Raw genomic sequence first — 19,831 nt, forward strand, 5'->3', positions numbered from 1 at the left:
ATCGGCGAGCGGCGTCTGGACGCGGGCTGAGCGGCGGCGGGACTTGCCACGGCAGCGGGAATGAAACATTCCGGACCGGTTCCCAGCCGAGGTTCTGATCCGGATGCCGATCCCCGCCCGCCCGATGGGGCCGTCTCCCCGCGAACTGACCGTGCGCGGCCTGATCCTGGGCGCGCTGCTGACGGTGATCTTCACCGCGTCGAACATCTATCTCGGCCTGAAGGTCGGCCTCACCTTCGCATCCTCGATCCCGGCGGCGGTGATCTCCATGGCGGCGCTGCGCCGGTTCCGGGGCGGGCTGCTGGAAAACAACATGGTGCAGACGCAGGCTTCGGCCGCGGGCACCTTGTCGTCCATCATCTTCGTGCTGCCCGGTCTGCTGATGATCGGCTACTGGGCGCGCTTCCCGTTCTGGCCGGTGGTGGCGATCTGCGCCGCCGGCGGCATGCTGGGCGTGCTGTTCACCATTCCGCTGCGCCGCGCCCTGGTGACGGGTTCCACCCTGCCCTACCCGGAAGGCACCGCCGCCGCCGAGGTGCTGCGGGCTGGTTCCGCCGACGCGGCGAGCGAGGGCGACGCCGCCGGGGGGTTGCGGGCGCTGGTGACGGGCGGGCTGGTTTCGGCGGTGTTCGCGTTCCTGATCGGCGGGTTGCGGGTGTTGGGCGAGAGCGCCGCCGTGACGTTCACGGCCGGTTCGGCGATCTTCCGTCTGTCCACGGGCTTCTCCCTGGCCCTGGTCGGGGCGGGCTATCTGGTGGGCATCGGCGGCGGTCTGGCGATGCTGCTCGGCGCGGCGATCAGCTGGCTGGTGGCGGTGCCGGTGTTGACCGCGCTGACGCCGCATCCGGCCGGGGTCGATCCGGCCGCGTTCGCGATGGGCATCTGGTCGCACAAGGTGCGCTTGATCGGCGCCGGCACCATCTTCGTGGCGGCGGTCTGGACCCTGCTCGGTCTGGCCAGGCCGGTCGCATCCGGGTTGCGCGAGGCGCTGCGGGCGCGGACGCCGCACGTGCCGGGCGCGGTAGAAACCGATCGCGACCTGTCGCCGCGGGTGATCGGCGTTCTGGGCGCCGTGCTGCTGGGCTGCCTTCTGGCGGCGTTCGCGGGGTTCATGCTGCCGGCCGGCGGCGGCGTGGGCGCGATGCTCGGCGTGGCGCTGGCCTGCGTGCTATTCTGCGCGGTGTTCGGCTTTCTGGTCGCGGCGGCCTGCGGCTACATGGCCGGCATCGTCGGCTCCTCCTCCTCGCCGATCTCGGGCATCGCCATCGTCGCGGTGTCGCTGGTGTCGCTCGTGCTGCTGGGTCTCGACGCGGCCGGGCTTCTGCCGTCGGTGTTCGATGCCGATGGCCGCAAGCTGGCGATCGGCAGCGTGCTGTTCGTGACCTCCGCGGTGCTGGCGGCGGCGACGATCTCCAACGACAATCTGCAGGATCTGAAGACCGGCCAGCTCGTCGGCGCGACGCCCTGGCGGCAGCAGGTGGCGCTTCTGGTCGGCTGCGTCGTGGGCGCGGTGGTGATCCCGCCGGTGCTGAACCTGCTGTATCAGGCCTACGGGTTTTCCGGCGCCCTGCCGCGCGCGGGCATGGACCCGTCGCAGGCGCTGGCGGCCCCCCAGGCGCTGCTTCTGTCGACGCTGGCGAAGGGTATCTTCCTGCACCAGCTCGACTGGAGCATGATCCTGTGCGGCGTGGCGCTGGGCGCGATGCTGGTGGGGGCCGATGCGCTGATGCGGCGCGCGGGGCGCTCGCTGCCGGTTCTGGCGGTGGGCATCGGCCTGTATCTGCCGCCCACCGTGTCGGTGACGCTGGTGATCGGCGCGATCCTGTCCTGGCTGATCAAGCGCGGCCGTCGCGGCGCGGCGGAAGACATGCATTCCGGGCGCGGCGTGATGCTGGCTTCGGGTTTCATCGTCGGCGAAAGCCTGATGGGCGTGGCGCTGGCCGCGATCATCGGCGGCGCGGGCTCGGACAAGGCGCTGGCGCTCGTGGGGCCGGGCTTCGCGGAGACCGCGACGCTGCTGGGCTTCCTGTGTTTCGTCGGGATCTGCGTCTGGTTCCTGCGCGCGGCGGCGCGGCGGTAGGCCGGGCGCGCGGGGTGCAGGCGGTTTGACATCCGCCCGGCGCACCCCATCTCCCCGGCAGGCCGGACCGGCGCGCCTTTCCGCTCCGGTACGGCGACCGCATCGGATGCCGCCGCCATGATTCCCTTTTCCGTGCTGGATCTTTGCCCCGTCATCGAAGGCAACGAGCCTGCCGACGCCTTTCGCAACACGCTGGATCTCGCACGGCACGCGGAAGCGCTCGGCTTCAACCGCTATTGGCTGGCGGAGCACCACAACATGCCGGGCATCGCCTCGGCCGCGACCGCCGTGGTGATCAACCATGTCGCGTCGGGCACGCGCACGATCCGCGTCGGCGCCGGCGGGATCATGCTCCCGAACCATTCGCCTCTGGCGATCGCGGAGCAGTTCGGCACGCTGGCCTCGCTGCATCCGGGGCGGATCGATCTGGGGCTCGGGCGGGCGCCGGGTTCGGACGGGCGCACGATGATGGCGCTGCGACGCGATCCCGCCACCGCCGAGAATTTCCCGCGCGACGTGGTGGAGCTGCAAAACTATTTCGAGGCGCCGCAGCCGAACCAGCCGATCCAGGCCGTGCCGGGCGCGGGTCTGCATGTGCCGATCTGGCTGCTCGGCTCCAGCCTGTTCAGCGCGCAGCTCGCCGCCATTCTGGGCCTGCCCTTCGCCTTCGCCTCGCATTTCGCGCCGGCGCTGATGGAGGACGCGATCGCGATCTATCGCGACCGGTTCGAACCGTCCAACGTCCTGTCACGTCCTTACGTGATGCTGGGGCTGAACGTGTTCGCGGCCGACGCGGAGGAGGAGGCGCAGTTCATCGCCACCTCCGCCCAGCAGCAATTCCTGAGCCTGCGTCGTGGCACGCCGGGCAAACTGAAACCGCCGGTGCGGAGCATGGAGGGTTTGTGGTCGCCGGCCGAGGAGGCGCAGGTGCGGCAGACCCTGTCCACCGCGATCGTCGGCGCGCCCGACACGGTGCGCGACGGGTTGCGCAGTTTCATCGCCCGCACGGGTGCGGACGAGCTGATGATCGCAGGCCAGATCTACGATCATCAAAGCCGGCTGCGATCCTATGCGCTGGTGTCGGAGGCGCATCGCGCACTGGCGGAAGAGGAGCGCGCCGCTAGCGCGGCCTGATCGGCGCGGGCGGCCTCCACGAAAGCACCGTCTCGTTCGCGGGTGTTTCCGTCCGGGCCGTCTAATGTCAGCGTCCTGCCCGCACCGCCGCCCATTCGCGCCGCAACAGGGCGTAGCCGACCTCGTCCTGCCAAATCCCATTGCTGAGGCGGCCTTCGACCGACATCTGTTCCAGCCGCATGCCCAGACGCCGCATGAGGTTTTGCGAAGCGGTGTTCGTCGCAAGGCAGTTGGCCGTCAGCCGGTGCAGATCGCGTTCGTCGAAGCACCAGTCGATCAGCAGCAACGCCGCCTCCAGCGCATGGCCCTGTCGCCGATGGCCGGGATGCATCCACCAGCCGATATTGCCCTGCATCGGCTCGCGCTCCGAACGGAACACGCCGACTTCGCCGATCAGTCCGGGGATGTTCCGTTTCTCGACGACGAACATCTGCCAGCCGGGTTCGTCGTCGCGACGCAGCGCCTGGTGTCGGAGGAAATCGCGTGCGGCGACGTCGCCGATCGCATCGAGAGATTGCGCCGCCATCGCCTCCGGGTCATTGCGATAGGCGAGATAGTCGGCGAGGTCGGTTTCCGCCGGGCGTCGCAGATGAACGGAAGGCGTCATGATGGCTGGGAAATGTCATACATCTTGAAGGGATCTTCTTTTTCTGAAGAAAAAGAAGCAAAAAGACTTTTATCCGTTTGAGTTAGGAGTCCGACAACGCACGGAGCCAAACAAACAAAAGTTCTTTGGTTCTTTCTTTCAAGAAAGAACATCCTCAAACCCTCGGCAGCACATCGCGCAGCCGCGCGAAACACGCCTCGTCCGTGCGCTCGAACCGCAACGGCGTCACCGCGATACCGTGCGCGGCCAGAACCGCGGCCTCGCTGCCGGCTCGATCCAGTTGCACGCCCCGGAACGGCTTCAGGCGGAACCGGTCCGGCGCATCCTCCACCGCTTCCACGTCGAACCCGCCGAGAAGCCCCGGCCCCTGCTGCGCCAGGGTCGGCGTTCCCGCCTGTTCCGGCGGACAGTTCGGAAAGTTGATGTTCAGGCAGGCATGGTCGCGCCACAGCGCCAGCACCTCCGGCCGCGCCAGGGCACGGATCGCATCGCCGGCGAGCGCTTCGCTGGTGTCCCATTTCACCGGGTCGGGATGGCGGAAGGACTGGCTCAGCGCGATCGACGGCACGCCGAGCAGCAGGCCGGTCATCGCCGCGCCGACCGTGCCGGAAAACACGGTTTCGCGGCCGATGTTCGAGCCGCGATTGATGCCGGACAACACCAGATCCGGCAGGGCGTCACGCAGGATGTGCCGCACGCCCATCACCACGCAATCGCCCGGCGTGCCGTCTACGGCGAAGCGGCGCGGCCCGTGTTCGACCAGCGCGATCTCGGCGTGGAAGCTCAGCGCGTGCGACACGCCGCTCCTGTCGCGCGCGGGCGCCACCACCCAGACCTCGCGGGCGAGCGTCGCCGCGACACGTTCCAGGACCAGCAGCCCGGGCGCGTCGATCCCGTCATCGTTGGTGAGCAGCACACGCTCGAACAGCATCGCCCGCGTCCTCGGTTCGGTTTTCCCGGCACCCTGCATCGGCCGCCGGACGCGATCCGGCAAGCCTTTCCGGCGATCAGCCCGGCTCCGCCGCCTCCCATCCGCCACCCAGCGCGCGATACAGCGACACCAGATCGGTCGCGAGTTCGGTGTCGCTTCCGGCGAGCTGGTTGCGCGCGGACAGCAGCGCCGCCTCGGCCGACACCACGTTCAGGAAGTCGGACGCGCCCTGGGCGTAGCGCTGCCTTGCGGCATCCAGCGCTGCCTGGTTCTGATCCACCGAGACCAGGATGTCCTTGCGCGCCTGCTGCGCCTCGTTCAGCGCGGTGAGCGCATCGTCCACCTCGGTCCAGGCGCGCAGCACCACCTGCTGGAAGTCGAGCGCCGCTTCGCGCTGCTGCGCCTTGCGGAGCTGCAGCTGGCCGCGCAACTGCCCGCCCTGGAAGATCGGGATCGAGATCTGCGGGCCCACCTGATACATGCGCGCCGGCAGGCTAAACGCGTTCGCGGCCATGCGGCCGTCGGCGCCGATCACCCCGGTCAGCGAGATGTCGGGATAGAAACTGGCCACGGCGACGCCGGTCTGGGCGGTGGCGGCGTGCAGCTTCGCTTCCGCCTCGCGCACGTCCGGGCGGCGACGCGCCAGGGTTCCGGGCAGGCCGATCGGGATCAGGGCCGGGATTGCCGGTACCGGCTGCGGCGCTTGCAGCTCGGCCTCCAGCGTGCGCGGCGGCAGGGCCAGCAGCAGCCCGATCGCGTTGATCGCCGCCGCCTGCTGCATCTCCAGCGGCGCCACCGTGGCGGCGATCCCGGCCTGCTGGCCGCGCGCCTGGGCCAGATCGAGCGTGGTGGCGACGCCGTTGGCGAAACGCGTCTGCACCAGTTCTGTGTTGCGTTCCGCCAGCGCCAGGGTGGAGCGGGCGATGGCGAGACGCGCCTGGATGCCGCGCAGCTGCATGTAGTCCTGCGCCAGCTCGGAGATGGCGGCGAGCGCGATGGCGCGCCGATCCTCCACCTGCGCCTGCAACTGGGCCGTCTGCGCCTCCACCTGACGCCGCACCCGGCCGAACAAATCCAGCTCCCAGGAAGCCTGGATGCCGTTGCTCCAATCGTCGTAGTCGAGCGGCGCATTGGGCGCGGGGGTGATCAGCGACAGCAGCCCGGACGGGCTCATGCGCTGGTGGATCAGATGCGACTGCTCGTTCAGGTGCGGCAGCCCCTGGGCGGCGGCGATCCGGCGCGACGCCCTGCCCTCGACGATCCGCTCGGCCGCCTCGCGCAGGGACAGGTTCTCCTGCACCAGACGACCGACCAGGGCGGTCAGCTCCGGATCCCGGAAGCTCTGCCACCAGCTCGGATCGATCGGCGCCGTGCTGGTGGTGGCGGGAACCGACGGGTTCTCCCGCCCCCACACGCTGGGCGCCACCACGGCGGGCGGATGGAAATCCGGCCCGACCGTGCAGCCGCCCAGCACGGGCAGCAGGAGGAACAAACGGAGACGGTGCGTCATCCGCATCGCTCAGCGCGCCACTTGCCGGTCGGGGGCCTGTTCCTGCGCCGCCACCACATCGGCCAGACCGGTGTGGATGGTGGTTTCCACCGAGAACCCGACCTTGAGCAGACCCGCCAGAGGCTGGTTCGGCAGCACCAGGATCTTCACCGGGAGACGCTGCACGATCTTGGTGAAGTTGCCGGTCGCGTTCTGCGGCGGGATCGGCGAGAAGGTGGCACCGGAGGCCGGCGGCAGGCTGTCCACCACGCCGTTCAGGTCGATGTTGTAGGCGTCCACATGGATCGTCACGGGCTGGCCGATCCGCACATGCCGCAGGGCAAGTTCGCGATAGTTGGCGATGACGAACACGCGGTCCATCGGCACCACGGCCATCAAGGGCGTGCCCGGCCCGACATAGTCGCCGACCTGCACGCTGCGCTGGCCGACCAGGCCGTTCAGGGGCGCGCGGATGGTGGTGTAGCTGAGGTTGAGTTTGGCCTGTTCGAGCTGCGCCCGGTCGGCCTTCACCGTGCCTTCGCCGGCCGCGACCTGCTTCTTCAGCACGTCGAGCTGCTTGCGCGAGGCGTCCAGCGCGGCGCGTGCGGCATCGAGCTTCGCGCGCAGTTCGGCGACGGTGCTGTCGGCCTGCTGACGCTGCTGGTTGGTGCCGGCGCCTGTGGCGGCGAGGTTGCCGTAGCGCTTCTGGTCCGCCAACGCGAAGCCGAGCTGCGCCTGCACCTGGGCGATGTTCGCCTGCTGCTCGTCGATGATGGCGGGCTGGCGCGCGACATTGGCGGACGCGTTGCCGACCTGGGCGGAATCGCGCGCGATCGCCGCCTCGGCCATGTCGACGGCGGTCTGGTAGTCGCGCGGATCGAGCGTGACGAGCGGCTGCCCGGCCTGCACCGCCTGGTTGTCGTCGGTCAGCACGGCGTCGACCTGCCCCGACACGCGCGGTGCCACGGTGCTGTAATGCACGCTGACATAGGCGTCGTTGGTCCAGGGATCGGGCTTGGGCGCCAGCAGGATGAACAGAACCACGGCGAGGAACGCCAGGATGATCAGCCCGCCGACGATCCAGGGCCAGATTGGCAGGTTGGGCACCGGCTGCGGCTTGGGCGCGGACTGCTCCTGCTTGTCGCCCTGCTTTTGGCCGTCATCTTTCTTCCGGTCGTCCTGGTCGGCCATGGGCGGCGGGTCCTATTTCTTCGCGAATTCGAGGCGGGGCGGCAGGGTGCGCACCGGAAGGATCAGCAGCACCAGCATCAGCACGCCGGTCAGCCCGGCGAACACCAGATACATGTCGCTGACGGTCAGGATCTGGGTCTGCTGCGCCACCATCTCGTTGAGCCGGCCGAGCGCCTCGGGCGAGGCCGGCTGGCCGTTCGGCAGGAACACCGGCGGCAGGGCGCGGCCGGTCAGCGGCCCGGGAAACGCACCGTGCGGCACGCCCTGGAGCACGCCGAACCGTTCCTGGCCGAGCTGGTCGGTCAGGCGCGCGGAATGCAGCCCGCCGCGCCAGCGCTCGACCAGCTGGATCAGCCACAGCCCCACCCCTTCCGCGATGGCGCGCGGCGTGTTGACCAGCGAGGCAGCGAACGGCCCCTGGGTCGGGTCCTTCACCGTGTTGGTGGCCATCATCAGCAGTGGCATCACCACCATCGGCTGGCCGATCCCCTGCATGATCTGCCAGAGATAGAACTGCTCGCGGAACCAGGCGATGGTGCAGAACGAGGCGCCGATGCAGCCGCCCGCGATCAGCAGCAGGCCGATCCCGCTCAAGATGCGCGGATCGATCTGCGGGAAGTCGAGCAGGAACGCCATCAACGGCAGCAGAACGAGCTGAAGCGCCGCGATCAGCAGCGACACGGTGTAGAACTGCTCCGGCCGCATCCCCTGCACCTCGCGCAGGAAGGTGTTGGGTACGCTCGACGCCGACGGCGCGATCACCACGAACAGCAACAGCGCCACCGCGCCATAAGCGAAGTTGCGCGTGCTCAGCATCTGCAGTTTCAGCAGCGGGATCTCGACGAACCACTCGTTGACCACCAGAAGCGGAAGCGAGATCGCGCTGATCACGGCCAGGATGCAGATCAGGTCGGAGTTGAACCAGTCCAGCCGGTCGCCCTGCTGCAGCATGGTGCTGAGACTGCCGAAACCGAGCAGGATCAGCAGCGCGCCGCGCCAGTTGAACTTGCGGAACCGCTCGTGTTTCGCCGGGTCCTGCGGGATCCCGAACCAGATCAGCAGGCCGGCCAGGGTGCAGAACGGCACAGCCTCCAGGAACACGAACTGCCAGCCGACCAGATCGGTCCAGAGTGCGGCCATGGAGGTGGCGAGCGCCGGGGTGAAGGTGGCGGTCAGAGCATACACGGCGAGCCCGTAGAGCCGGATCGACGGTTCCAGCACGCGCAGCGCCGTGGTCATCAGGAGCGGAATGGTGAGGCCGCCAGACAGGCCCTGCACGATGCGCAGCAGATAGAGCGCGGTCGCATCCGGCGCGTAGGGAATGACGATGGAGGAGCAGACGTTCAGCAGCACCACGAACAAGGAGAAATGCCGCAGCGAGAAGGTCACCAGCAGGAACGGCGACACCGCCATGCCGAACACCTCGGCGCTGACGTAGAGGCTGTCGAACCAGGTGGCCGGATCGTGGCTGAGGCCGAGACCGCCGGAAATGTCGCCGCCGGCGATGCTGGCGACCTGATCGTTGAATTCGGCGCCGATCGCCGCGGTGATCACTCCGAACAGGCCCAGAAGGGGCCGCAGCTGCACCGCCATGCCGATCCTTCTCTCCATCCGGCCGGAACCGGTCGTTCGTCACGTCAACGACGGCAGGCGTTCTGGATCGCGCACGCGAGCGGCTCAGCCCACGATTCGCTTCCGAACCGACCGACGCCCGTCGCAGCGTTTCTTGACCCTATGTGTCTCCGATAGCTTCGAGGAAGCCCCCCGGCAACAGCCGTGGCACTCACGGAACCGTGATGTCACGGCGTCGGTTGAACGGCGATCCGGTCCACCGGCAGCACCGCCTTCAGCGTGCCCTGCTTCACCATGAAATCCTGGAATTGGCGATAGCGCGCCACGTCGAGCAGCGCCGGCTCGCTGTCCTGCCGGGGCAGGCTGGCGGTCCAGGCGGCATGGTTCAGCTTGGTGTCCAGCTCGGGATGGTCGTGCACGAACGCGTCCCACATCGCGTCCGGGTGGTTCAGCAGCGCGATCGTGCCCTCCTGCAACGCCGCCATGAAGCGGGGGATGCGCGGGTCCTTGAGCTCGTCGCGACGCGCCAGCACGATCAGCTCGTCATAGAGCGGCACGCCGTGCTCCTCGGGAAAGAAGGCCCGCGCCTTGAAGCCGCGCTGCTCCAGATCGATCAGCTCGTAATTGCGCATCGCGCCCATGATCGCATCCACGCGATGCGTCATCAGCGCCTGTTCGAGCTGGAAATTGACGTCGGTGACGGTGACGTCGCCGGGTTTCAGCCCGGCCGATTCCAGCATGCCCTTGAGCAGCGCCTCGTCGGCGGCGCCCACGGAGGCGCCGATGCGCTTGCCTTTGAGATCGGCCAAAGTGTGGATCGGCCCGTCCGCGGCGACGATGAGGGTATTGAGCGGCGTGTTCTCCAGCGTGCCGACGCGCACCAGATCGAGTCCGCCTTCGGCCAGGAGCGGCAACTGCACCTGATAGCCGATGCACAGATCGGCCTGATGCGCGGCGAGCAGACGCGGCGGCGAGGCCGGATCGGTCGGTGCGATGAAATGCACGTCGAGCCCGTGACGCGCATAGGCGCCGCTGTATTGCGCCGACAGCAGCGCCTCGTGATTCGCGTTCACGAACCAGTCGAGGATCACGTCGAGGCGTTGGGGCGCCGGATCGGGCGCGGCGACGGCGGGGCGGACGAGAATCAACGCGAGAACCGCGCCGAAAAACAGATTTCGCATCAGAACGCACTCGCGACGGTGAGGAGGGCCGCGAAACCGCCGCCCAGATAATAGGTGGGTGCGCTGCCGGCGATGGTGGTGCCGTAGCGCCCCACCGTGTCGCGCGCGTTGAGGGTCGGCGAGGCCACGCCCGACAGCGCGTTCTGGTCGGTGACGTTGACGAGATTGAGCCGGAACTCCGGATGTCTGGCCGGGCCGAGCGTCGGCAGACGCACACCCAGAGTGACGTCGCCCTGGGTATGATCGGCGATGCGCTCGTCGTTGGTGAAGGTCGCGTATTGCGCGCCGACATATTTCAACGAAACGGTGCCGAACCAGGTGCCGTCGTCGTAGGTGAGGCCGGCCGCGCCCTGCCAGCGCGGGCTGCGTACCGCCTCGTGCCCGGCGGTGGGCAGAAGATCGCCGTTCACGGCGAGATCGTTGTCGATGGTGGCGTGCAGATATTCGCCGCTGAGATACGGGCTCCAATGATGCCAGGGCCGCAGACCGATCTCCGCGTCCACGCCGCGCGAGGTCTGGCCGCCGGCATTGATCGTCGAGCCGGTGAGCACGCCATTGAGATCGATCACCGTGGCGATCTGACGATTGGTGAAGTTGTAGTTGAACGCGGTGATGCTGCCGATGATCCAGTCGCCCTGGCGACGATAGCCGATCTCCTCCGAGATCGAGTATTCGTCGCGCAGGTTTCGCGCGGCCTGGTTGATCAGCGCGCCGCTGGAAGGATCGAAGCTGTCGAACAAAGTGCTCGCCGAAGGCGTGCGGAAATTGGTCGACACGCTGGCGAAGACCTGGTTGCGACGGTCGATCTGCCAGCGCAGGCCGGCACGCGGCAAAGGGGCCGAGCTGTCGATGCCGGTGCGGTAGGTGGCGCCCGGAACGGCGTTCCAGCCGTCGCGTGTCACCATCGCCTGCTTGAAGCCGAGATCGATCGTGAGCGCCCGATCGAGCAGCGAGATGCTGTCGCCCACGAACAGCGCATTCACCTGGGCGATGCTGTGATCGTCCTGGAACAGAAGCTTTCGTCCGTCGGAGAGATGGATCACGTCGCGCGCGGAATCCGCCCAGATGTTCGCGGGCGTGCCGTTTTCCGACAAGGCGCTGAACGTGCCGGGCTCGTGATCGTCGGCGTAGTCGTACCAGAACCCGGCGGTGATGGTGTGATTGCGCCAGCGCCAATCGAGCTTGGAGGTGAATCCGGCCCGGTAGCTGGTCTGCTGATAGTTCGATGCGACCGTGGCGACGCCGTCCACCGCTCCCGGCAGGGACAAGGGCTCCGCCACCGGCTGCGTGCCCTGGAACACGCCCTGTTCCGGCAGGGTGGTTCCGCCCGGCGTGTTGCCGTAGCCGTACTGAGCGTACGGCACGACAGAAAACGTCAGCGCGTGCGCGGCGTGCCATTCCACGGGTGCGGCGACATAGAACAATCGGTAAGGCTGCTGATACAGACGCCAGTAATTGGTGTCGCCTTGCGTGTAGGTGCCGTCGTAGTTGTTCGAGCCGGAGCGGCCGTACTGCTTCCAATCCGCCTGGGTGACCAGCGGATAGGCGGAGGTGACGGCATCGTTCCAGGTGCCGAGCAGGGAGATCGTCGATCCGTCGCTCCAGTCGCGCCGGAAGCGGAAATCCACATGCTGCCGCTGGTCGCGTCCAGAACCGCGCCAGTTGTCGGCGGCGGAATGCGAGTAGGAGACGAATCCCCTGATCCCGCTCCCGCCGATCGCCCCCGTATCGAGCCGAACGAATTCGCGATTGGTGTGATAGGAGCCGTAGGATCCTTCCACGAACCCGCCCGCATCCCGCGCGGGATCGCGCAGATGCAGCGACATCAGCCCGCCCGCGGCATTGATCACCGGACTGTCGAGATCGCCCGTGCCTTGCGACAGATCGATCCGGTCCAGATTCTCCGTATCGGCGAACTGGTTCGGATATCCGGTGTAATAGGCGATGTCGTTCAGCGGCATGCCGTCCAGCACGTAGCCGATCTCGTCCGAACCCAGCCCGCGCAGGCTGAGCGTGTTCTCGGCCGAGATGCCGAGCGGATCGGCGCTGGCGGCATTGGCGCCGGGCAGAAGCGAGACGAGCTGAAACGCGTTCTCGGTCGGCGCGGCACGGCGCAGGAAATCCGACGACACCGTCGATAGCGATCGCGTCGCCGTTTGCGCGCGGATCAACCCGCCGCCAGCCTGCGCGCCCACGGGACCGTTGGCGGTGGGCGCGCCGGAACGCCCCTCCACCGTCAGGCTTTCCTGCGCCAGGGCTGCGCCGGACAACAGAGTGGAGCCCAACAGGGTGGAACTCCAGAACGCACGCGTACGGACGGACAACATCGCTTATGCCTCCCTTCGCTGGAATGACCCAGATCAGGTTCGACGGGTTTGATCTCAGCCCGCATCGGCGGGCACCCCGGTCATGCGATTGTCATTCCGCCTTCACGGCGATGCCGTCAAGGCCGCCCGGAAACGGGGCTGGCGCGCACGGCGTCGCCGGCGCAGGATTCCGCCTTCGCAACCAACCGGAAACGTCCCGTGAAACAGCATCGTCTCCTTCTCGCCACCGCCCTGCTGCTGTCCCCGCTCGCCACCGGTTCCGCCGCGTGGGCGGATTCGGCCTGCGACCACACCCATAACGATTTCGACGGGCTTTATTGCCTCAGCAAAGTCTATCAGCAGGCCGACCACGACCTGAATACCGCGTTCACGCAGCTCAAGAGCAAGCTGGACGCCGATGGCCAGAAGCCGCTGCGATCGACCCAGCTTCAATGGCTGAAAGCACGCAACGACAGTTGCAGCCGCCACGAGGGCACCAGCTTCTACATCAATCTCCAATGCGCCACCGACACCACGGAAGCTCGCACAGAGTTCCTGCAGGCGCGCATCCGCGAATGCGTCTCGTCCGGCTGCATGAACAGCAAGCTGTAGCTGGCCGGAGGTTTCAGAAAGCGGGGCCAATCGTCGCGAAACCGGCGGGCGCAAGCCCCGTTTCTCGACCGTGACCGAACCTGGCCATCGCCGCGGAGATGACAAAGTGTTTCAGCGATCCACCACCCGGATCGTGTTTCTGCGGCGTTTGGCGAAGGACCACGAGCGCGGTGCCGCAGTCCTTTGTGAGCCGATCCTCGTCACGGTCGCTTGCATCATGCCCCGGCAGGCCGCACAACTCGCCCCAGGTCAATAACAGCCTCCGATCCGGCTCGTTTGTACAAGCCGTTGGGATCGCCTCTCGTCGCCGTCACTTTTGTCCCGCTGCGATATCGTTTCGAGACGGCAGTCAAGGAAACAAGATTAGATGAACCGCACACCGGGTTGGCACGAGCGTTCAACCCACGACAACACGCCTGCTCTTCCAGACAACCGCTCCACCGCCGGCGACCGCATCCTGATGGAACTGCGGCCCTGCTTCGACGGCTATGCCGGCATTCCGCAGGAGACCCGGCTGCTGTTCGCCGAGCTGGTGCGTTCGGGCCGGAGCAAGATCGGCGGTCTCCTGAATGGCGGCCAGTCGCTGGGTGCGTTCGCCGAGCAGAAGCAGCAGCGTTTCGGACAGCGCCAGCGCACCGCGGCCACCCAGCTGTTCCAGCAGACCATGCGCCTGATCGCCTTGGATAGCGGCCCCGGCTCGCTGCAGCGTCCGACCATTCCCGAGCGCCTGATGCGCAAGGTGCTGCCGCAGGCGATCCATCAGCGGGCGCAGAACCTGGGTCGTTACAACATGGTCGAGGCGCTGGATGCGGCGCTCGATCCCGAGCTGTCGCACGACTGGCTCTGGACGCGCCTGTTCCGCCTCGGCATGGCGCCGGCCGACAGGCCGCTGCTGCGTCAGGCGACCTTTCCGCTCCCGCGCCTGTGCTGGGGCGATTCCGCCCAGCTTGCGGCGGCACGGCCGCGCTTCCGCCCGACCCTCGATCTCGGCGCATCGGGCTGGGACGTGCATATCGCCCATACGCCGTGCCCGTACCGGATCACCAACGGCAAGCTGGTGGTGCGCTATCACGACGCGATTCCGCTGCTCTGGCCGCACACGATCGATCAGGCCGGTCCGCACGCCTACGGGCATTTCCGCATGCTGCAGTCCAATGTGGCCAACGGCGCGTGGTTCGTTTGCACCTCCGAGCCGGTGCGGCAGGACCTGCTCAGCGTGTTCCCCGAGGTGGAGAACCGCACCGCGGTGATTCCCACCATGTCGGCGCCGATCTACCGGCCCGATCCGCGCCCGCGCGAGGAGATCACCCAGATCATTCAGCGCGGCAGAGCCGCCGCGCTGAAGCTCGAAACCTACAACGGCGAGCGCGTGCATCAGGACAAGGACGTCGTTTCCGACAAGCGTCCCCTTTCTCTGGACGAACCATTCCTTCTGGCCGTCTCCACGCTGGAGCCGCGGAAGAACTACCAGATGCTGATGAATGCCGTTGCCGAGGCATGGCGCTCGGGCGCCCGCATCCGTCTGGTGATGGTCGCCAACATCGGCTGGCGCAGCGAGCACGAGATGTCCCTTCTGCGCACCCTGGTCCGCGAGGGCATCGTCTATCACCTCACCGAGGTGCCGTCGGCCGATCTGCGTTCGCTCTACAGCGCGGCCCACATGGTGGTGTGCCCGAGCCGCGCAGAAGGGTTCGACCTCGCTACGGTGGAGGCGATGGCCTGCGGCGCACCGGTGCTCGCCTCCGACATCCCGGTGCATCGCTGGGTATGCGAGGATGCGGTGGAGTATTTCGACGCCTATGACGAGCGGGCGCTGGCCGAGCAGATCATGGCCATCGCCGCCCTGCCGCGCGACGGTGAACGCCTGTCCTCGCTGCGCGCGCGCAGTTTGGAACGGGCCGAACTGTATGGGACCAGGCGCCTGATGGGGCAGTGGGACACGGTACTGAATCAGGTGCGCGCCGCACCCTGAGTTCCCGGTCGGGGCGGCTCAGCCAAGTGCGGCGAACGCTTCCTCGATCGCCCGCATCAGCAACAGATCGTCCAGCAGGTCGTCGAAGCGCGTCGCCCGCCATGCGCTGGCAGGTCGGAACGACAGCAGACGGCCGGCCGGATCGGTGTCCAGCGTCGCGTGACGCGGCTCGCTCCCCTGGCTGTCTTCCGGCAGCACGGACACCTGCACCAGCAGCGGTTGCCGACAGTGTTTCTTCAGCGCTGTCAGGGTCTGGCGGAACACATCCGACTCACCCGGCCTCTTCTGGACGATCAGCAGGAAGCGCGTCGGCCTCGTTTCGGCCAGTGCGGCTCTCAGCCGGTCGACGCAGCGGCGGAGATAGGCCTGTCCCGCAGGGAGATGCGCGTCGGTATGGTTGAAGACCGGCGCCGCGATGGCGTAGCGCTGTTCGAACAACGTATGGGACACGCGGTTGTAGTCCGGGTCGGCCCGCTCCTCGATCGGCACGAAGCGATAATGCGACGGGTCCAGAAAGGCGGCGAAATCGTCGTCCAGGCAGTCCCTGACCATGGCGGGCGTTGAGAACACCCAGTCGAACGGACCGCTCGCCGAACGGGCGCCGAAGCGCGACAGCAGCGAGGCCGGGTAGCAGTTGCTGCCGAGGCTGATCACGTCGCGGAGCTTCGGCCGCGTGCCGGGCACCAGGAACTCCTCGCGTATGGAAGCCCGTATCGCCTCGCCCGCGCGGATTTCGGCCGAGGCGTCCGGGTTGGCCGCCAGGCTGGCGACGAGCTTGCGCTGCGCTTCGGGCGTGGCGACGAAACCGGCGGCGATATCGCGCAACAGCTCCGCAGCGTCGCGATGGGCAAGGCCGTCCGACAGAACACCGCTCCAGTAGCCGAGCCCATCCGCATCCGGCGCGCGGCCGAGAAAGGCCAGATACAGCGACGTGATCACCGCCTCCGGGGTGATGTCGGACACGTGCGCGGTTTCGGGTACGTCGCTGGACACGCTCATGATTCGTTCTCCCGGCACGCCTCCGATGACCCCCGGGGCGCTCCGCATCGCCGGTTCGGTCTCGTGCCGGCCTTCATCTGCGATGCGGATTTGCCGGAGCGTGCCGGAGGCCGAAATACCATGGCCTCCGGCGGGACGATATGCCACCTACCCGGTCGATGATCCTGCCGGGGCCGTTCGGCCCGGTTCTCGCCGAGGCTCCGCGTCCATGTTTTCCTCCCCGACCCGTCTTCGCCGGGACCCCAACCTGGCTTCTCCGTCGGGTGTGATCGGCCGCTTCGGTCATAACGGACCATGGGGTGCAGGCGCGCTGCTCGCCTATGCCGTGCTTTTGGTGTCGCTGTGGCTCTACCTGGATGCCTATCATCACTACCCGATGGTGCCGCGGCAGCCGTCCATGCACGATGGCTGGTGGAACTGGACCGATCAGGGCCGCTATTACCGCGAGTCCTTGGCCTGGGCCGGCGGCGATCTACGCCCGTCGCAGCATTGGTATCTGCCGCTCTACTCCCTACTCGGCGCGCTGTTCGTGCCGTTCAACCGGGCGGAGCCCTTTCTTGTTCCAGACACGGTGTGTTTCGGCCTCAGCGGCGTGCTGCTGTGCGCCCTGGCTCCGCGGATCGCACCCGAACTGCCGTTCGCGCGCTTCTGGGGCGCGGTGGCGTTCTTTGTGGCTGACCTGACCTTCCACGTGTCCGACATCTCGGCGCAGTTCGCGATCAAGAGCTGGGTGGAGCCCTGGACCACCACCCCCACGGCGCCGCTTCTGCTGGGCCTGCTTCTGGCGGCGCTCGCCCTGCGGGAGCGTCCCAGCGCCGGACTCGCCGCCCTGTGCGGCGGGTTGTGGGGGCTGATCCTGATGACCCGGCCGACCGAGGCGACCTGGTCCTCGCTGCCGGCGATCCTGTTCTGCGCCGTGGCCGTGCTCCGCGCAAAACTGCCGGTGGCGGCGCGGGTGCGTGCCGCTACGGCCGGAATCGGCGCCGCCCTGCTGCTGGCAGGCGTGACCGTCTGGCTGCACTGGATCGTCTGGGGCTGGAGCTGGGGCGATTATTTCCTTCAATCGCTCGGCACCGGCTTCGAGCTGCGCCTGCTGCCGCTGCGCTGGAGCTGGCTGGTGCTGGATGCGCGTCCGGCGCATGAGCGCTTCCAGGGGCTGGCGGTGGTGTTTCCCTGGGTGCTGCCGGGCTTCGCCGGCATCCTGGCCGCGATTCTCGCCCGCCGCAGCGACCGTCCGGTGCATCTTCTGGTCGGTGGTGCGATCGTCGTGCACTGGTGCGTGTATCTCTGCTACCGCGACCTGCATCCCGAGGGGCTCTGGCGCTTCAGCAACTACCACTACTTCAAGTGGACGCAGGGGCTGCTGTGCTTCTACGCCCTGCTGCTCGTGCTGGCGCTGGGCCGGGCGCTGCTGCGTCGCACCGATCGCGCCGCCGTCGCCGGAGCAATCGGGATCGTGCTGCTGTGCTGTTGCTGGCATGTGCGGATGGTCGACGTGCCGGGCCGCGCCGACGCGGTGACGGTGCGCGGCCCACATGAACTGCTGGTACGCGGCGGCCTGACCCGGCCCGATCTGGCCGTGCTGGTGCCGGCCAGCGGTGGCGAGGATGCGATCTACGGCGGTCCGGACGGTATCGACGAAGGTGGACGCTCGTTCGGCTACAACGGCGATCTCAAGGCATGGCCGCTGCCGGGCGGGTTCGCGCTCAGCGCGCTGCGTCCGCTGCCGGCCGGCGATGCCCTGATCCACCTGACGCCGGATGTGAACGTTCCTGCCGACGCGCATCCACGTCTGGTACGGATGACCCTGGTGTTCGGTCTGCCCTGCGCGATCCAGCCGCATCGCGCCGTTTGCAGGCCGTCCCTGTGAGCGGGAGCACCGAGATCGTCGTGGACGATACTGCGCGCGCCTCCGCACAGGACTGGCGGCCGCGTGCCGGATTCGGCCGGATCGCCCTGTTCGCGTTGCTGGCACATCTGGCCGTGTTCGGCGGCTATGTCGGGCTGGCCCAGCTGTTCGGCGGGTTTTCGCACGCTGTCTGTCAGTGGGACTGCAACTGGTACGGCAGCATCATCGAGCGCGGCTACAACAAGCAGGCGGATGCGCAGGGCTACGCCAACTGGGCGTTCTTTCCGCTGGTGCCGCTGTTGGGCAGGGCCGTTTCGCGCGTTTTCGGACTGTTCTTCGTGCCATCGCTGGAGGCGGTGAACTTCTTCGCCTTTCTGGCCCTGCTTCTGTCCGGCGTCGGCTACGCAAGACGGCGGTTGGCCATGGAGGACGGGTTCTTCGTCGCCGCCTTGCTGATCAGCTTCCCGTTCGGGCTGTATTTCCGCGTGCCGTATTCCGAGGCCGTGTATGGGCTGCTGATCCTGCTGACGCTGTGGAACCATGCCGCCGGCCGCGTCGTGCTGGCGGGCGTGTTCGCCGCCCTGCTGTGCGCCACGCGGCCGACCGGCATCCTGCTGGTGGCCGCGATCGGCCTGTGTTTCCTGGGCCAGACGGCGCTCTTGCTCGCGCAGGATCGTCGTGCCGCAGCGATCAGGCTGCTGCGCGGCGTCCTGTTCGTGGCGATGGGGTGCTGCGGCCTGCTGTCCTACATGTTCTATCTCTATCTGCATGTGGGCGACCCGCTCGCCTTCAGCCATGTGGAACATGCCTGGAACCGCGAATTCGGCAATCCGCTGCTGCGGCTCTGGCACGGGCTCCGCACGCCCGACATGCTGATGCCGAACTTTCTCAGCCGTTCAACCAACAGCGGGCGCTATCTGGCGCTGGCCGGCGTCGCGGGGCTTGTTCTGGTGGGCGTGGCGGTGGCTCGTCGCCTGGCGGCTGAAGCGATCTTCCTGTTCCTGACCTTGTTCGCCGCCATCTCCACTTCGCTGGAAGCACTGCCCAGGATCGCGCTGTGCAATCCCGTGTCGATCCTATTGATCGGCAGCCTGTTCGCGCGGGCACCGGCCCCGGTGCGCTGGGGCGTGTTGTCGGTGTTCCTGATGCTGCAGACGGTGCTGGTGCTGGCCTGGTTCAACGGCTGGGCGTTCTTGACATGATGGCTTCAATGAGCTTGTGTAACAAAGGTGACAGTTTTTGTCATAGACTATTATTGTGGAAGTAGTTTATGGCTTGGCCACGGCGTGTTGTAACTAGATTTATAGTTGGAGTCATTTTTTCCTGGCTTCCGACGGTTTTTTTCAGTGCAAATTCAAGCGAACCCGCCCAAAATGCAGAGCTCGTTTCGCACATTAGAACCCTGATCGCGGTTGATGCGGTTCGACCCAGTAATATGGACAGTATATTTCATACGCACTTTAATGTTACTGGAAAGAAAGAATATGAGAGCTATGACAACGTGCAGAGAAAATCAGTCGAAGGGTTCTATCTGTCTTACAAATCCAAACCTGCTCTTTCCTACGGCAGCGTTGCCGTAGACTTGTTTATTAATAATAAAGGTAAAATAATCCACAAATTGTCAAGTCAAGTCATTATAATAAATCTGTCCAACGATATCTGCCTTACAAAAAGGAGTCTCTCTGTAGACTTTCCGGGTAGGTCTACGTATGGATTACCCTTTGTAACAGAGGATACCGCAGAAACATTTGTTGGAATATCTCCAAATATCACATCTCTTTTAACGCAACTTAGACCCAAGAGCGTCTGCATAGATAAGATTTTTGTTAGAAAAGAATAGGACAGAGCACGACGGAAAACGATAGCGCGACGCTGCTTTTGTCTTCAGAGTCACAGTAGGCAGCTCAA

15 protein-coding genes and 1 riboswitch are annotated in these 19,831 nt (G+C 66.7%); of the genes, 6 read left to right on the top strand and 9 right to left on the bottom strand.

The genetic code is table 11. The features are described 5' to 3' along the window. Nucleotides 1-124 precede the first annotated feature (124 nt). Nucleotides 125-2,080, top strand: coding sequence for an OPT family oligopeptide transporter (locus ACZ5BM_RS06880; protein ID WP_498911535.1), 1,956 nt, complete (start codon nt 125-127; stop codon nt 2,078-2,080). A 117-nt stretch (nt 2,081-2,197) separates the two neighbouring features. Beyond that, nucleotides 2,198-3,214, top strand: coding sequence for an LLM class flavin-dependent oxidoreductase (locus tag ACZ5BM_RS06885; protein WP_498910893.1), 1,017 nt, complete (start codon nt 2,198-2,200; stop codon nt 3,212-3,214). Nucleotides 3,215-3,281: 67 nt separating this feature from the next. On the opposite strand, the gene ACZ5BM_RS06890 is transcribed toward ACZ5BM_RS06885, so the two are convergent. The 7 genes from ACZ5BM_RS06890 to ACZ5BM_RS06920 form a co-directional block, all read right to left on the bottom strand. Beyond that, entirely contained in the window at nt 3,282-3,821 is a 540-nt protein-coding gene (locus ACZ5BM_RS06890) for a GNAT family N-acetyltransferase (protein ID WP_498910895.1), read from the bottom strand. A gap of 154 nt (nt 3,822-3,975) precedes the next feature. Further along, nucleotides 3,976-4,752 carry a 5'/3'-nucleotidase SurE gene (gene surE / locus ACZ5BM_RS06895; protein ID WP_498910897.1) on the bottom strand — a complete coding sequence of 259 codons (777 nt, stop codon included), beginning with the start codon at nt 4,750-4,752 and terminating at the stop codon, nt 3,976-3,978. Between the two features lie 76 nt (nt 4,753-4,828). Continuing rightward, nucleotides 4,829-6,262, bottom strand: a complete 1,434-nt coding sequence (locus ACZ5BM_RS06900; RefSeq protein WP_498910898.1) for an efflux transporter outer membrane subunit — start codon at nt 6,260-6,262, stop codon at nt 4,829-4,831. A 9-nt stretch (nt 6,263-6,271) separates the two neighbouring features. Continuing rightward, nucleotides 6,272-7,432, bottom strand: a complete 1,161-nt coding sequence (locus ACZ5BM_RS06905; RefSeq protein ID WP_498910900.1) for an HlyD family secretion protein — start codon at nt 7,430-7,432, stop codon at nt 6,272-6,274. Between the two features lie 12 nt (nt 7,433-7,444). Next, nucleotides 7,445-9,025, bottom strand: coding sequence for an efflux MFS transporter permease (locus ACZ5BM_RS06910; protein WP_498910901.1), 1,581 nt, complete (start codon nt 9,023-9,025; stop codon nt 7,445-7,447). A gap of 206 nt (nt 9,026-9,231) precedes the next feature. Continuing rightward, complete coding sequence (locus ACZ5BM_RS06915) at nt 9,232-10,185, bottom strand: type 2 periplasmic-binding domain-containing protein (RefSeq protein ID WP_498910903.1); 954 nt, start codon at nt 10,183-10,185, stop codon at nt 9,232-9,234. Next, nucleotides 10,185-12,512, bottom strand: coding sequence for a TonB-dependent receptor (locus tag ACZ5BM_RS06920; protein ID WP_498910905.1), 2,328 nt, complete (start codon nt 12,510-12,512; stop codon nt 10,185-10,187). Before ACZ5BM_RS06920 ends, ACZ5BM_RS06915 begins: the two co-directional genes overlap by 1 nt. Beyond that, a riboswitch (TPP riboswitch) is annotated at nt 12,506-12,601 on the bottom strand. Its footprint overlaps the gene before it by 7 nt. 109 nt (nt 12,602-12,710) lie before the next feature. On the opposite strand from ACZ5BM_RS06920, the gene ACZ5BM_RS06925 reads away from it, so the two are divergent. Further along, on the top strand, nt 12,711-13,103 hold the full coding sequence (locus tag ACZ5BM_RS06925; RefSeq protein ID WP_498910908.1) for a lysozyme inhibitor LprI family protein: 393 nt from the start codon (nt 12,711-12,713) through the stop codon (nt 13,101-13,103). Between the two features lie 13 nt (nt 13,104-13,116). On the opposite strand, the gene ACZ5BM_RS06930 is transcribed toward ACZ5BM_RS06925, so the two are convergent. Continuing rightward, nucleotides 13,117-13,356 (bottom strand): hypothetical protein, encoded by a 240-nt coding sequence (locus tag ACZ5BM_RS06930; protein WP_498910910.1) that lies wholly within the window; start codon nt 13,354-13,356, stop codon nt 13,117-13,119. A 114-nt stretch (nt 13,357-13,470) separates the two neighbouring features. Between ACZ5BM_RS06930 and ACZ5BM_RS06935 the strand changes: the two genes are divergently transcribed. After that, complete coding sequence (locus ACZ5BM_RS06935) at nt 13,471-15,075, top strand: glycosyltransferase family 4 protein (RefSeq protein WP_498910912.1); 1,605 nt, start codon at nt 13,471-13,473, stop codon at nt 15,073-15,075. Between the two features lie 18 nt (nt 15,076-15,093). Here ACZ5BM_RS06935 and ACZ5BM_RS06940 read toward each other — a convergent pair whose 3' ends face one another. Beyond that, nucleotides 15,094-16,074, bottom strand: coding sequence for a DUF1796 family putative cysteine peptidase (locus tag ACZ5BM_RS06940; RefSeq protein ID WP_498910914.1), 981 nt, complete (start codon nt 16,072-16,074; stop codon nt 15,094-15,096). A gap of 208 nt (nt 16,075-16,282) precedes the next feature. Between ACZ5BM_RS06940 and ACZ5BM_RS06945 the strand changes: the two genes are divergently transcribed. Next, the gene (locus ACZ5BM_RS06945) at nt 16,283-17,944 is read left to right on the top strand and encodes a hypothetical protein (protein ID WP_498910916.1); all 1,662 of its coding nucleotides are present in this window, start codon (nt 16,283-16,285) and stop codon (nt 17,942-17,944) included. Further along, complete coding sequence (locus tag ACZ5BM_RS06950; RefSeq protein WP_498910918.1) at nt 17,941-19,125, top strand: hypothetical protein; 1,185 nt, start codon at nt 17,941-17,943, stop codon at nt 19,123-19,125. The genes ACZ5BM_RS06945 and ACZ5BM_RS06950 overlap by 4 nt, the downstream gene beginning before the upstream one ends. Nucleotides 19,126-19,831 lie beyond the last annotated feature (706 nt).

This window comes from Lichenicola sp. GTC18331 (assembly GCF_055386855.1).

Coding starts and splice junctions, on each gene's coding strand:
- ACZ5BM_RS06940 (WP_498910914.1), bottom strand. CDS start 16,074: ATGAGCGTGTCCAGCGACGTACCCGAAACCGCGCACGTGTCCGACATC.
- ACZ5BM_RS06880 (WP_498911535.1), top strand. CDS start 125: ATGGGGCCGTCTCCCCGCGAACTGACCGTGCGCGGCCTGATCCTGGGC.
- ACZ5BM_RS06890 (WP_498910895.1), bottom strand. CDS start 3,821: ATGACGCCTTCCGTTCATCTGCGACGCCCGGCGGAAACCGACCTCGCC.
- ACZ5BM_RS06905 (WP_498910900.1), bottom strand. CDS start 7,432: ATGGCCGACCAGGACGACCGGAAGAAAGATGACGGCCAAAAGCAGGGC.
- ACZ5BM_RS06885 (WP_498910893.1), top strand. CDS start 2,198: ATGATTCCCTTTTCCGTGCTGGATCTTTGCCCCGTCATCGAAGGCAAC.
- ACZ5BM_RS06910 (WP_498910901.1), bottom strand. CDS start 9,025: ATGGCGGTGCAGCTGCGGCCCCTTCTGGGCCTGTTCGGAGTGATCACC.
- ACZ5BM_RS06915 (WP_498910903.1), bottom strand. CDS start 10,185: ATGCGAAATCTGTTTTTCGGCGCGGTTCTCGCGTTGATTCTCGTCCGC.
- ACZ5BM_RS06935 (WP_498910912.1), top strand. CDS start 13,471: ATGAACCGCACACCGGGTTGGCACGAGCGTTCAACCCACGACAACACG.
- ACZ5BM_RS06920 (WP_498910905.1), bottom strand. CDS start 12,512: ATGTTGTCCGTCCGTACGCGTGCGTTCTGGAGTTCCACCCTGTTGGGC.
- ACZ5BM_RS06900 (WP_498910898.1), bottom strand. CDS start 6,262: ATGACGCACCGTCTCCGTTTGTTCCTCCTGCTGCCCGTGCTGGGCGGC.
- surE (WP_498910897.1), bottom strand. CDS start 4,752: ATGCTGTTCGAGCGTGTGCTGCTCACCAACGATGACGGGATCGACGCG.
- ACZ5BM_RS06945 (WP_498910916.1), top strand. CDS start 16,283: ATGTTTTCCTCCCCGACCCGTCTTCGCCGGGACCCCAACCTGGCTTCT.